This window comes from Pseudomonas sp. 21LCFQ010, assembly GCF_024129905.1.
Lineage (GTDB): Bacteria > Pseudomonadota > Gammaproteobacteria > Pseudomonadales > Pseudomonadaceae > Aquipseudomonas.
This window is the reverse complement of record NZ_JAMYDZ010000032.1, coordinates 17,180-29,624: the sequence shown is the minus strand read 5'-3', so window position 1 is coordinate 29,624 and position 12,445 is coordinate 17,180. Positions and strand designations below refer to the sequence as shown.

Genomic DNA, 12,445 nt, shown 5'->3' with positions numbered 1-12,445 from the left:
GCTCAGCGCCAGAGCACAATGCAAAACGCCGGGCAAAGCCCGGCGTTTTCAATTCTGGGTGACCGATCAGCCAATCACATCCTGGGCGCCGCTACGGCGCTGATGGCGCTCCATGTAACGCTCGACGTACGAGCACGATGGAATCACGGTATAGCCGCCCTGGTCAGCAAAGGCCAGCGCATGCTCAGTCAGCGCTGCCGCAATACCGCGACCGCGCAGGGCATCAGGCACGAAGGTGCGATAGAAATCCAGGGTCTGCTTGCCCAGGTCCATGTAGGTCAAATAGGCGCGATGGCCGTCGATCTCGACTGCAAACTGATGTTTGGCCTGATCATGTTCAATGGACAACGCCTCGCTCATCATTACTCCTAGCGGGTCTTGGAATTGGACCCCTACCTTACCGATGTTTTTCCGGCGAAGGAACCTCTATGCCGCCCTGTGTTGTACAGGTAACGACCGACACATCGCCTATCAACCTGAACAGCACTACCAAATAGTAGGCGTGATTGTCCAATCTACTCAAGCAAACCGTCCGTTAAAAATCAGACCCTGCAATCTGCTGTTTGATAATGGAACCTGACACTGTCGCAAGTTGTCCATTGAGACGCCTTGATGACCGCTAAAGTCACTGTGACATCACGCCACAGGCTGCCCAGGCTTTTGCAAAGACCCTGAACAGCAATCAACAACAGCTCGTCCGTCAGGCCGAAGTGGATAGTTTTCATACAATCCACTTGAGAAGTATGACGAAAGACTTTCAGCGACAAGAATTTTGTGGGTATCTTGCGCTTCGTCCGTTTACTTACTACAAACAATGAGTACTATGTACGCCAGTCATTTTCTCACTTTCGAGAGATGACGAATTTGAAATAAGTCCTTGAAGGGGAACACGATGAACAACGTTCTGAAATTCTCTGCTCTGGCTCTGGCCGCCGTTCTGGCCACCGGTTGCAGCAGCGTCTCCAAAGAAACCGAAGCTCGTCTGACTGCTACTGAAGATGCAGCCGCACGTGCACAAGCTCGTGCTGACGAAGCCTACCGTAAGGCTGACGAAGCTCTGGCTGCTGCTCAGAAAGCTCAGCAAACTGCCGACGAAGCCAACGAGCGTGCTCTGCGCATGCTGGACAAGGCTAGCCGCAAGTAATAGTCCCTTCGGGATTGTGAAAAGGCCGACCCGCTCGCGGGTCGGCCTTTTTTATTGCCTGGGGAACCGGCGGCGCAGGAGCGGCTTCAGCCGCGAACGGTTCAATTTAGCGCAATAGGCTTCCCTGCCCAGCGCTTTCATCAATTACTGAAACACCGCCTGCACATTGTCCTGCACAGGCACCGCCGGGGTATTGGCGGCCGGCACGGCGATTTCGGTCGGGATGCCGTCTTCCGCCGCTACGACGTCACGCACCAGATCCCAGTTGGTGCGCATGTTGTTGGCCAGGTCCTCGTGCTTGAGCAAGCTATTGATCACCGCAGTGTGCTTGTCGACGACCGAAGGGTTGCCTTGCTCATCGAGCGGGGTGTGGGCTTCAAGGTAGACCTTGCCGCCGCTGACACCGAATTTGTAAGGTTCGTTGATGATGCGCACCGAGGTGCCAACCGGGGCCATGTCAGCCAGGGTCAGGACGTCGTTGTTGTACATCCGAAAGCAGCCGTGGCTGGTGCGCATGCCGATGCCGAACTTTTTGTTCGAGCCGTGGATCAGGTAGCCAGACATACCCAGGCCGAACTTGAACGGTCCTAGCGGGTTGTCAGGGCCGGCAGGCACTACGGCGGGCAGGATATCGCCATCGGCCGCATGTTCGGCGCGGATCGACGCTGGCGGTGTCCAGGTCGGGTTCGGCGTTTTGGCAACGATGCGGGTATTGCCGATTGGCGACCCCCAGCCCTCGCGACCGATGCCCAAGGCGTAGGTGTAGACCACGTTCTTGCCCTTGGGGTAGTAATACAGGCGGTATTCGGCCAGGTTGATCACGATGCCTTCACGCGGGCCGGGTGGCAGGATGAAGCGGGTTGGCAGCGTGACCCTGGTACCGGCGCCAGGCAGCCAGGCATCGACGCCGGGGTTGGCGGCGATCATTTCCAGGTAGCCCAGGCCATAGCGGGTGCCCAGATCGGCGAAGGTGTCTTCGTACCTCGCATCGATGACCTGCACCTGGCCGACGATATCCTCGCCTGGCGGCGGCAAGGGCAGTTCGGTGGCCTGGGCAGAACAGGCGACCCACAGGGCGGCAAGCGACAGACAGCGGGCAACGACAGGAATGCGCGACAACATCCGGTGAAATCCTTCGGCTAAACACGGTAGAAATCGCAGTGTACACCCGGCTTGACGCGACCGGGAGCCTGCTGGCTCGCGCCGCTTACAGTTCCGGCCAGATCGGGTGCATGCCACGCCGCTGCGCGTCAAGGATGGCCTTGCACAGCGGGCACAGGCGCTCTTGCTGAAGTATTTGTGTCTCAACCTGTAACAGGCGCGGCTGAGCCGGCAGCAACGTACCGCACAGCGTCCGGTCGGCGGTGCCTCCCAGCACCAGTTGTCGGGCGATCAAATGGACCCTGGCTTCCTGGCAGGCGAACAGATCGAGCTGTTCGTCAGGTTCGATCATCTGATAAGCAAAAAGGGACCAGGCAGGGCGCGGCATGGAGGGCTCCAGTGAGGGGGGCGCAACATTAGCCGAAAGCGCCCCGCTGGAAAAGCCTCAAAGCAAGGGTTTCAGGGTCGGCCAGACGTTTTCCAGCAACGTGTTCTGGGCCGCGGCGGCAGGGTGGATGCCATCAGCCTGCATCAGCGCAGGCACCCCGCCTACCCCTTCAAGGAAAAACGGCACGAACGGCAACTGTTTCTCCCTGGCCAGATCAACATAGGCGGCTTCGAATGCCTGGGTATAGCGCGGCCCGTAGTTAGGCGGGATCCGCATGCCCAGCAACAGCACCTTGGCACCGGCCTTTTGTGACTGATCTACCATGCTGGTCAAGTTTTGTTGCAATTGCGCGGGCAGTTGTCCACGCAGGCCATCGTTACCGCCCAACTCAAGCACCACCAGTTGCGGTTTATGCTCTGCAAGCAGCGCAGGCAGCCGCGCGAGCCCGCCGGCGCTGGTGTCGCCACTGATCGACGCATTGACCACCTTGCTGTCGAAACCCTGCTCCTGCATGCGTTTTTGCAACAGACTCACCCAGCCCACACGGGTATCCAGGCCGAAAGCCGCGCTGATACTATCCCCAACGATCAACACTGTGCCCGCCGCTGCGCCCTGTGATAGCAGCAACAACGACCCCAGAGCAGCATTCAATAACCACGCACGCATCGGATTCTCCATGAGTGAAAGTATTCTCAGTGCCCAAAACCTCAGCAAAGTGGTCCCCAGCACCGAAGGTGACCTGACTATCCTGCACGAACTCTCCCTTGAACTGAACAAGGGTGACACCCTGGCCATCGTCGGCGCTTCGGGTTCCGGCAAGTCCACCCTGCTCGGCCTGCTGGCCGGCCTTGACCTGCCCAGCGCCGGCAGCGTGATTCTTTCGGGCCGCAATCTCAGCCAGCTGGACGAAGACGAACGTGCCAGGGTTCGCGCCGAGCACGTCGGTTTTGTCTTCCAGTCGTTTCAGTTGCTCGACAGCCTCAATGCGCTGGAAAACGTCATGCTGCCGATGGAGCTCGAAGGCCGCAAGGACGCCCGCGAACAGGCCCGGACCCTGCTGGAGCGGGTCGGCCTTGGCAAGCGCCTGACCCACACCCCGCGCCAGCTGTCCGGCGGTGAGCAGCAACGGGTCGCCATTGCCCGGGCCTTTGCTGCCGACCCGGACGTGCTGTTTGCCGACGAGCCGACCGGCAACCTCGACAGCCACACCGGTGAACGGATCAGCGACCTGTTGTTCGAACTGAACAAGGAACGCAACACCACCCTGGTGCTGGTCACCCACGACGAGCGCCTGGCACACCGTTGCCGCCGCCTGATCCGTCTTGAAGCCGGGCGCCAGGTCGCCCCTCTGGAGCCTTGATGGCACGTATGCCCCTGACGCGTCTGTTCAGCCTTGCACTGCGCCAGTTACAGCGCGATGCCCGCGCCGGTGAACTGCGCGTACTGTTCTTTGCCCTGATGGTGGCGGTGGCCGCCAGTACCGCCATCGGTTACTTCGGCGCCCGGCTCAATGCTGCCATGCTGCTGCGCGCCACCGAGTTTCTTGGCGCCGACCTGATTCTGGAAGGCTCCAGCCCTGCCACTGACGAGCAGCGCGCTGCCGGCTTGCAGGCGGGACTCAAGCACGGCCAGATCGTGATTTTCTCCAGCGTGATCGCCACCGACGACGGCATTCAGCTGTCGAGCATCAAGGCCGTCGACGACGCCTACCCGTTGCGCGGCGAGCTGAAAAGCGCGCCTGACCTCTATCAGGCCGACCAGGCCGGTAAAGGACCGGCACCGGGTGAAGCCTGGGCCGAAGCGCGGTTGCTGCCGGCAGTCAACATGAAAGTCGGCGATACCATTGATGTCGGGGCCAAGCCATTGAAGCTGACCCGCATCCTGACCTATGAACCGGACCGCGCCGGCAACTTCTACAGCCTCACCCCCCGCGTGATGATCAACCTGCAAGACCTGCAGGCCACCGGCGTGGTCCAGCCCGGCAGCCGGGTGACATACCGCGAGATGTGGACCGGCTCGCCCCAGTCGCTGGCCGCCTACCGCCAGGCCATTGAGCCGGGCCTGCAACCGCACCAGGAAATCAAGGACGCCCGCGACGGCAGCCAACAGATCGGCGGAGCCTTGGGCAAGGCTGAGCGCTATCTGAATATGGCCAGCCTGGTGGCGGTGTTGCTTGCCGGGGTCGCCGTGGCGATGTCGGCAGCGCGCTTTGCGGCCCGGCGTTTCGATGCCAGCGCCCTGTTGCGCTGCCTGGGCCTGTCACGCCGCGAAGCACTGCTGCTGTTTGGTATGCAACTGGCGGTCATCGGCCTGGCGGCCAGTGCCAGCGGCGCATTGATCGGCTGGCTGGCACAGCTGGGCCTGTTCAGCCTGCTGCATAACCTGCTGCCGGCCACCGTGCCACCCGGCGGAGTGATTCCGGCCCTGGCAGGGATCGGCACAGGCCTGGTGGCCCTTGCCGGCTTCGCCCTGCCGCCGCTGGCGGCACTGGGCCGGGTCCCGCCGCTGCGGGTCCTGCGCCGCGACATGCTGCCGGTACCGGCCAGTTCCTGGCTGGTCTATGGCGCGGCCATCGTCGCGCTGGGGCTGATCATGTGGCGCCTGAGCCTCGACCTGGTGCTGACCTTCGCATTGCTGGGTGGCGGTATTCTCGCTGCCGTGGTGTTCGGTGCTCTGCTGCTGATCGGCCTCAACAGCCTGCGCCGGCTGTTGGCCGGGGCGCCACTGCCCTGGCGCCTGGGCCTAGGCCAGCTGTTGCGCCACCCGCTGGCGGCCGCCGGACAGTCGCTGGCCTTCGGGTTGATTCTGTTGGCGATGGGCTTGATCGCCTTGTTGCGCGGTGAACTGCTCGACACCTGGCAGAATCAGTTGCCTGAAGATGCTCCGAACTACTTCGTCCTCAATGTCCTGCCTGCCGACAAGGATCGCTTCAGTCAGACCCTCACCGGCCTGTCGAGCCACGCAGCGCCCCTGTACCCAGTGGTGCCGGGACGCTTGATGACGATCAACAGCGAGCCGGTCGGCCAGTTCGTCACCAAAGACTCGCGGGGCGAAAACGCCACCCGCCGCGACCTGAACCTGACCTGGGCCGCTGCCATGCCCGAGGGCAACAGCATCACGGCCGGCCGCTGGTGGGACAGCAACGCCCCGGCACCGGCCACCGATGCCGTGCCCGGTGTCTCGGTGGAAGCCAAGCTGGCCGACAGCCTGAACATCAAGCTTGGCGACCGTCTGGGTTTCAACGTCGGCGGCCTGACCCGCGAAACCGTGGTCACCAGTCTGCGCGATGTCAACTGGGACACCTTCCAGCCGAACTTCTTCATCATCTTCCAGCCCGGCACCCTCACCGACCTACCAACCACCTACATGACCAGTTTCTATGTGCCGGCGGGTCATGACCGGCAGATCGTCGAGCTGTCGCGCGCCTTCCCGTCAATCAGCATCCTCGGCGTCGAGGCACTGCTGGCACAGGTGCGCAGCATTCTCGATCAGGTGACCCTGGCCGTGCAGTTCGTCTTGCTGTTCGTGTTGGCGGCGGGCGTGGCGGTGCTGTTCTCCGGCTTGCAGGCGACCCTGGACGAACGCATTCGCCAAGGTGCATTGCTGCGCGCACTGGGCGCCGGCCGGGCCCTGCTGATCAAGTCACGACGCATCGAGTTCGGTCTGCTGGGCGCCGCCAGCGGCCTGCTGGCCGCGCTGGGCTGTGAACTGGTGAGCTTTGCCTTGTACCGCTTCGCCTTCGACCTGCAATGGGCACCGCACCCGTGGCTGCTGGTACTGCCGTTGATCGGTGCCGTGCTGGTCGGGGGCGCCGGGGTCTACGGCACGCGCCGGGCACTCAACGCCAGCCCGCTGAGCGTGTTGCGCGAGGGTTGAGTCACCGCGCCGGCCGGTCTGTAACGACCGGCCGGCGCCACGCGGGTGTCAGATATTCGCCTTGGCGATCCACTCGGCCGGCTTGTCTCTGCTCCCAATCGCATCGTGCACCACCCCATCGACCATGAAAGTCGGCGATACGTGAATGCTGTTCTGGCGGGAGTATTTGCAGTGCCATTTGATGGCATGTTCCAGTTGCGGCTGAGCGAACGCCTCGGCCAGCTTCACACCGCTATAGCCTTCGAGCCGGGCAATGATCTGATTAGGCGTGGCGTCCATGTTCGGGCCGCTGGCATGGTGATCGAACTCGAACTCCTCACGGTGCGCAGCAATTGCCGCCATCACCCTTCTGGCCGTGTCCTTGCCGCCAGGCAAGGTCGAGGCGGCCAGGATGCAACGCACCAGCACCCCGGAAAACATATGCCAGGGCTGCGAATGCAGGCGGATTTTAAGGGTTACCCGGTCCTCACCCGCTTCGGCGAGAAAGTCATCGAGCTTGTTCAGGGCCCTTATCGAAAACGGGCACGTCGGCTCCAGAAACACTTCGAACGTACGCGGACCGTGGCCCCAGATCAGGGGATCGGCATTCCAGACAGCAGTTTCCATGATTTCTCCATGATGGATCGGCTTGATCAGTATCGACCGCAGGCGGCCGACGGGTGTTCAGAACTGCACGCCACGGCTCAGGCCACCATCGACCAGCAAGGTGGTGCCGGTAATGAAACTGGCGGCAGGACTGGCGAGAAACACGGCAGCCCGTGCCACCTCCTCCGGCCGGCCCATGCGCCCAAACGGGTTGGCCGCCAGGCATTGGGCGAAGGTCTCTGGCTGCTCGCGCTCAATGGTGCCCCAGACACCGTCCGAAAAATACACATTGCCCGGCGAAACGGTGTTGACCCGGATGCCCTCCCCGGCATGCCGCGCCGACAAGGTCTTGCCGTAATGCGTCAACGCCGCCTTGAGCACCCCGTAAGGCTCAGCGAACTGATCGACTTCGCGTCCTGAAACGCTGGAAATCAGCACCACCGCGCCCGCCCGAGACGTCCTCAACCAGGGCAGCGCGGCGCTGACCAGGCTGACCGTACCCAGCAGGTCGGTGTCGAATGCCTTGCGCCACACCTCAGCCTCGCTGCCGGCCGCCAATGCGCTGACGTTGGGTACCACGATATCGATACCCCCCAGCCGTTGGGCGCTGCTGGCGACCCAGTCGGCCACCTGCGCGGGCCTGGTGATATCCAGCGCGAAGCCACAACAATCCCGCCCAAGCGCAGCTTCGGCAGCCCGCACCTCGTCTTTGTTCCTGGCACAGAACGAAACCTGTGCGCCTTCAGCCAGAAAGCTTTCCACGATCGCCCGGCCGATACCACGGGTGCCGCCGCTGACCAATACCCGCTTGCCTGTGAGTTGAAGATCCATAATCTGCTCCAGCAAAATGAAAACGCAGGTACTCTATCGAGCCTCACGCACTGCTCGTGAGGTTGCTCAAGCAAAACAGGGAAATTCCGGCAATGCCGAAAAATACGCCAGAGGACAGCAGGCCGAACCCGCGAAATCGCGCTATCCAGTCGCTGGAGCGCGGCATGAGCTTGCTCGAACAGCTCAAGATCAAGCCTCAGGGTGCGCGTCTGCAGGAGCTGTGCGCCGCCACCGGGCTGTCCTGCAGCACCGGCCACGGGCTACTCGACACACTGGTCGAGCTGGGCTACGTGAACCGCTGCGGCACGCACTACAGTCTGGGCCTGCGTATGGGGGCACTGGCCGAGTCCGGCACCGCGCCTGCCAGCCGCCTGCGCGAACTGTTCAATCCTGCGCTGCGTGCCTTTAACGAACTGTGCGAAGAAAATTGTGTTTTGGCCGTACCTGGCGGCACCCGCAACTACCTGGCGCTGGCGGCCCTGGACCGTCACGGCAGGCCACTGGAGTGGAGCGCCGATGCACGCCGCGACAGGCTGACCACCTCCGCAGTGGGCAAGGTATTTCTCGCCAACGACCCGGCGTTGCTGCGCAGAATAAGACGCAAGCAGGCACTGGGCCCGGTACTGGAGCAGGAACTGGCGCAGATTGGCAAAAGCGGGTTTGCGCTGGACCTGCAAAACTCCGAACAGGGCCTGCATTGCATGGCAATCCCGCTGCGCCTGAACGGCAGACTGGTCGGCGCGCTGGGCACCGGCGCACCGGCCGGACGCCTGCAATCGGCGGTGATGAGCCGCCTGGCCCGGCGGGCGATGCGCGATCTGCTGCATTTGGCCAGCGCCTGAACGGCCAGTTCAGGCGCGAACTCAGACTCAGACGTTGAAGCGCCCCAGCAAGCGACCCTGCTCGCCCACCTGCTCAACCATCAGCGCACATTGACGCACCTGCTCCTCGGCACCGGCAGCCACTTCGTGGCTGATGTCGCGGATATTGGTGGTGTTGCGATTGATCTCCTCAGTGGTCGCGCTCTGCTCTTCGGCTGCGGTGGCGATCTGGGTGTTCATGTCGTTGATGTGCACGATGGCCTGGCGAATACGCGCCAGCATCTCGTTGGCTGCGCCTGCTTCCTCGGCGGTCTTGCTGGCGCTGTCGCGGCTTTTTTGCATCCGCGACTCGGCCTGACGCACGCCGGCCTGCAACTGATCGATCATCTGGCGGATTTCCTGGGTCGACTGCTGAGTGCGCGAAGCCAGGGTGCGCACCTCATCGGCCACCACGGCAAACCCGCGCCCTGACTCACCGGCCCGCGCCGCCTCGATGGCAGCGTTCAACGCCAGCAGGTTGGTCTGCTCGGCAATGCTGGTGATCACCCCCAGAATCGACTCAATGTTATCGCTGAACTGCGCCAGCTCCAGAACCGCCTGCCCGGCGTCTTCCATTTCACCGGCCAGCCGCTTGATCGCCTCTGTCGAGCGCAACACCACCCGCTCGCCGCTTTCGGCCTCCTGGTTGGCCGCCAGCGCCGCCTGGGCCGCCACCTGGGCATTGCGCGCGACGTCCTCGGCAGTCGACGACATTTCCTGCATGGCAGTGGCCAGTTGATCGAGTTCCTGCAACTGACGCTGCAGCCGCTCATCGGCCTGGGTGGCCTCGTGGGAGGTGGCCGCAGTGCTGGTCCGTACCTGGCTGGAGGTGCCGAGAATCTGGCTGATCAGGCTCTGCAGGCTTTGCAGGAAATCGTTGAACTCTCTGGACACGGTCGCCACTTCATCTGTGCCGTTGGCCGGCAGTCGGCGGGTCAGGTCACCCTCGCCGCTATTGACCTCCTTGATCGAACGTTGCAGCAGATCCAGCGGTTTGAGTAGATGGCCCATGAACGTGCCGAGCACCAGCAGGCTGAGGACCACGCCCAGCACGGTGGCGATGATGGCGCGCCACGTCAGGCTGTCGGCCTCGGCCATGACGATCTTCTCGTCAAGCACCACACCAATGTACCAGTCGGCGCCGCGCAGATTGCTCAACGGCGTGAAAGACACCAGCAGATCCTTGTCGCCGGCATGAATATCCTGCAAGCCGCCGGTCAGCGTTGGCTGCTGGCCGGCAAACAGTTCGCTGTAGTTCTTGCCGTTCATCTCGGCCTTGGGGTGAGAAATGATCGTACCGTTTTTGCTCAACAGGAAGGCGTAGCCGGCCTTGTTGAAGTCCAGGGTATTGACCGCATCGACTACCACTTTCAGGCGCAGGTCACCGCCCAGCACACCCATGAACTGCCCGCCATTGCGGATCGGGGTGACCGCAGAAATCAGGTTCTCGCCGGTGATGCCATCGACATAGGGCTCTGTGAGCACCGTCTTGTCAGCGGCCTTGCCCTGGGCATACCAGGGCCGCACACGACCGTCCCAGTCCGGCTTGGGCTGCCAGGAATCGAGGTTCTTGAGGGTTTTGCCGTCGGCGTCCAGCGAGCCGAAGATCATGATGAACTCATCTTTGAGCACTTGGCTGTTAATGCTCAGGTTGATCTGCTCAAGGCTGTAACTGGCGGCGATATTCTGCGCCATCAGGTCCATCAGCCTGAGTTTGGCATTGAGCCAGTTCTCGATCTGCCGGGCCAGCGCACTGCTGGACTCGCCGATGCTTGCAGAGGTTTGCTTATACAGGGTGTCGCGCACCTGAGTGATCTGCGACAACGATAACAGGCTGGTCGTAAGAAACAGCACGGCAGCCGCGGCCAGGCTGACCTTTCGCACGATTTTCACAGGCACGCTCCAGAATAATTTGTAAGAATATTTTTACAGGTACTGCAATAGCTAAATGACGGCACATCAAGCCAATACGCCATTTGTATCGTTGTTTCTCATGGTTTCTGAAGCCTTTTCGGCCAAAAGAGTAGTAAATAATTTACACCTTCTTTCCATGTACCTTCCCGTCCCCCGACACGGCCCGTTATATTCAGCGCCTGTCCCTGGCTGGGCGCCGTCCAGCCCTTGATCAACCTGCCAACGGAGGCGGCTTGGCGACCAACATCATCACCCGCGAAGGCCACGACAAGCTCAAGGCCGAACTCGATCACCTGTGGCGGGTTTATCGCCCGGAAATCACCCAGAAAGTCTCCTGGGCGGCGTCACTGGGCGACCGCAGCGAAAACGCCGACTACCAGTACAACAAGAAATTGTTGCGCGAAATCGATCGCCGCGTGCGCTATCTGCGCAAACGTCTGGAAGATGTAAAAGTCGTGGATTACTCGCCGCAGCAGGAGGGCAAAGTGTTCTTCGGCGCCTGGGTCGAAGTCGAAAACGATGACGGGCAGACCATGAAGTTTCGCATTGTCGGCCACGACGAGATCTACGGCCGCAGCGACTACATCTCCATCGACTCGCCCATGGCACGGGCGCTGCTCAAGAAAGAGCAAGACGACGAGGTGGTGGTGCAGATCCCCGATGGCCAGGCGACCTGGTACATCAACAGCATTGCTTATCGGCTGGCGGATCAAGGCAACTGATCCGCCCGCGCAACCTTCAGCCCAGGGTAATAAGCCCCTGGCGGGCAATCCGGGTCAGGTCGCGGATCACCGCCGGCGCACTATCGGCATCCGGGGCATGGATCACCGCCAGATCGAACTGGTCATTGGCGTAGCCGGACAACGGCTGGCGGGTATCGACGAACTGCAACAGAAAGGCACTGGCCTTGCCGCCTTTACGCGGCCAGCCGTCCAGGTAACGCAGCAGGGTCGGTTGGTGCACACCACCGAGCAGGATCCGCGGGTTCTTGCGGCCGATATAGGCGGTGACGGGGGAAATACGCAGGGGGCGGCGCTGGGTCTGGCTCATGCTCTGGGTCTCTGCCTCACTGATTCCGCTGGGCAGCGGTGGGAGGCAACACCGAACCAACGTTTTAGCGGTATTTCGGCTTGAGCCGGGCGCCCCGCAAGTAGTTGTTAAATCGGCGCAGGTGGCCATCTTAGGGCCAGTAGTGAGGGCAACGCAAGCACAGTAACGCCCAAGACCGTGCAATGCACGGTCCTGGCAGCGTCGATCAATTCAGTGGCTTCAGACTCGCGCGGCAATCGCCCGGTCAACCGACAGCTTGCCTGCCCCTTCGATCAGCACAGCCACCGCGCCGCCCAGCAGCGCCAGGGCAAATTCGTAGCCGTTGTTGGCCATGAACAGGCCGTTGGCCAAATGCACACTGATGATCGCCACACCCAGCAGGAAGATCAGCACCGCGGCGGCCGGACGGGCCAGCAGACCGATGACGAAGGCCACACCGCCGAAGAATTCGGCACTGCCAGACAACAGCGCCATCAGGTAGCCAGGTGTCAGGCCAATGCTTTCCATCCACTGGCCGGTGCCTTCCAGACCGTAGCCACCGAAGGCGCCAAACAGCTTCTGGCTGCCGTGGGCGATGAAGATAATACCGACGATGACGCGGATGACCGTGATGCCCAGGCCGGCACGGGTAGACAGAACAGTGTTGATCAGATTTTTCATTTCGGTGATTCCAATTGAGTGATAAGCGGGAATGGC

Annotated in this window: 15 protein-coding genes; 5 read left to right on the top strand and 10 right to left on the bottom strand. The window is 61.9% G+C overall.

Annotation, left to right across the window (positions count from 1 at the left end; genetic code table 11):
* Window positions 1-66: 66 nt before the first annotated feature.
* Together NJC38_RS25725 and NJC38_RS25720 are read right to left on the bottom strand one after the other, a co-directional pair.
* Window positions 67-360, bottom strand: coding sequence for a GNAT family N-acetyltransferase (locus tag NJC38_RS25725; RefSeq protein ID WP_253117736.1), 294 nt, complete (start codon window positions 358-360; stop codon window positions 67-69).
* Between the two features lie 182 nt (window positions 361-542).
* The gene (locus NJC38_RS25720; protein WP_253117735.1) at window positions 543-725 is read right to left on the bottom strand and encodes a hypothetical protein; all 183 of its coding nucleotides are present in this window, start codon (window positions 723-725) and stop codon (window positions 543-545) included.
* A 167-nt stretch (window positions 726-892) separates the two neighbouring features.
* Between NJC38_RS25720 and oprI the strand changes: the two genes are divergently transcribed.
* Window positions 893-1,144, top strand: coding sequence for an outer membrane lipoprotei OprI (gene oprI, locus NJC38_RS25715; protein ID WP_045491971.1), 252 nt, complete (start codon window positions 893-895; stop codon window positions 1,142-1,144).
* A gap of 144 nt (window positions 1,145-1,288) precedes the next feature.
* Here the strand turns inward: oprI and NJC38_RS25710 are convergent, their stop codons facing one another.
* The 3 genes from NJC38_RS25710 to NJC38_RS25700 all read right to left on the bottom strand — a co-directional run bounded on the left by NJC38_RS25710 (window position 1,289) and on the right by NJC38_RS25700 (window position 3,299).
* The gene (locus tag NJC38_RS25710; RefSeq protein WP_045491974.1) at window positions 1,289-2,266 is read right to left on the bottom strand and encodes a L,D-transpeptidase family protein; all 978 of its coding nucleotides are present in this window, start codon (window positions 2,264-2,266) and stop codon (window positions 1,289-1,291) included.
* A gap of 85 nt (window positions 2,267-2,351) precedes the next feature.
* On the bottom strand, window positions 2,352-2,633 hold the full coding sequence (locus NJC38_RS25705) for a hypothetical protein (RefSeq protein WP_045491976.1): 282 nt from the start codon (window positions 2,631-2,633) through the stop codon (window positions 2,352-2,354).
* 57 nt (window positions 2,634-2,690) lie between these two features.
* Window positions 2,691-3,299 carry an arylesterase gene (locus NJC38_RS25700; protein ID WP_045491979.1) on the bottom strand — a complete coding sequence of 203 codons (609 nt, stop codon included), beginning with the start codon at window positions 3,297-3,299 and terminating at the stop codon, window positions 2,691-2,693.
* A 10-nt stretch (window positions 3,300-3,309) separates the two neighbouring features.
* On the opposite strand from NJC38_RS25700, the gene NJC38_RS25695 reads away from it, so the two are divergent.
* Both NJC38_RS25695 and NJC38_RS25690 read left to right on the top strand, forming a co-directional pair.
* Window positions 3,310-3,993: an ABC transporter ATP-binding protein gene (locus tag NJC38_RS25695; protein WP_253117734.1), complete on the top strand. Its 684-nt coding sequence runs from the start codon at window positions 3,310-3,312 to the stop codon at window positions 3,991-3,993.
* Window positions 3,993-6,509, top strand: a complete 2,517-nt coding sequence (locus tag NJC38_RS25690) for an ABC transporter permease (RefSeq protein WP_253117733.1) — start codon at window positions 3,993-3,995, stop codon at window positions 6,507-6,509. Before NJC38_RS25695 ends, NJC38_RS25690 begins: the two co-directional genes overlap by 1 nt.
* Before the next feature lie 48 nt (window positions 6,510-6,557).
* Here the strand turns inward: NJC38_RS25690 and NJC38_RS25685 are convergent, their stop codons facing one another.
* Together NJC38_RS25685 and NJC38_RS25680 are read right to left on the bottom strand one after the other, a co-directional pair.
* The gene (locus NJC38_RS25685; protein WP_253117732.1) at window positions 6,558-7,115 is read right to left on the bottom strand and encodes a thioredoxin; all 558 of its coding nucleotides are present in this window, start codon (window positions 7,113-7,115) and stop codon (window positions 6,558-6,560) included.
* Window positions 7,116-7,172: 57 nt separating this feature from the next.
* Window positions 7,173-7,925, bottom strand: a complete 753-nt coding sequence (locus NJC38_RS25680; protein WP_045491985.1) for an SDR family NAD(P)-dependent oxidoreductase — start codon at window positions 7,923-7,925, stop codon at window positions 7,173-7,175.
* Window positions 7,926-8,017: 92 nt separating this feature from the next.
* On the opposite strand from NJC38_RS25680, the gene NJC38_RS25675 reads away from it, so the two are divergent.
* Window positions 8,018-8,767 carry a helix-turn-helix domain-containing protein gene (locus NJC38_RS25675; protein ID WP_257106648.1) on the top strand — a complete coding sequence of 250 codons (750 nt, stop codon included), beginning with the start codon at window positions 8,018-8,020 and terminating at the stop codon, window positions 8,765-8,767.
* Between the two features lie 27 nt (window positions 8,768-8,794).
* On the opposite strand, the gene NJC38_RS25670 is transcribed toward NJC38_RS25675, so the two are convergent.
* Window positions 8,795-10,678, bottom strand: a complete 1,884-nt coding sequence (locus NJC38_RS25670) for a methyl-accepting chemotaxis protein (RefSeq protein WP_253117729.1) — start codon at window positions 10,676-10,678, stop codon at window positions 8,795-8,797.
* Window positions 10,679-10,932: 254 nt separating this feature from the next.
* Between NJC38_RS25670 and greB the strand changes: the two genes are divergently transcribed.
* Complete coding sequence (gene greB / locus NJC38_RS25665) at window positions 10,933-11,421, top strand: transcription elongation factor GreB (RefSeq protein ID WP_045491992.1); 489 nt, start codon at window positions 10,933-10,935, stop codon at window positions 11,419-11,421.
* Window positions 11,422-11,437: 16 nt separating this feature from the next.
* On the opposite strand, the gene NJC38_RS25660 is transcribed toward greB, so the two are convergent.
* Both NJC38_RS25660 and NJC38_RS25655 read right to left on the bottom strand, forming a co-directional pair.
* A complete protein-coding gene (locus tag NJC38_RS25660) occupies window positions 11,438-11,749 on the bottom strand; it encodes a hypothetical protein (protein WP_045491994.1) in 312 nt (103 codons plus the stop codon).
* 219 nt (window positions 11,750-11,968) lie between these two features.
* A complete protein-coding gene (locus NJC38_RS25655; protein ID WP_253117728.1) occupies window positions 11,969-12,409 on the bottom strand; it encodes a DoxX family protein in 441 nt (146 codons plus the stop codon).
* Window positions 12,410-12,445 lie beyond the last annotated feature (36 nt).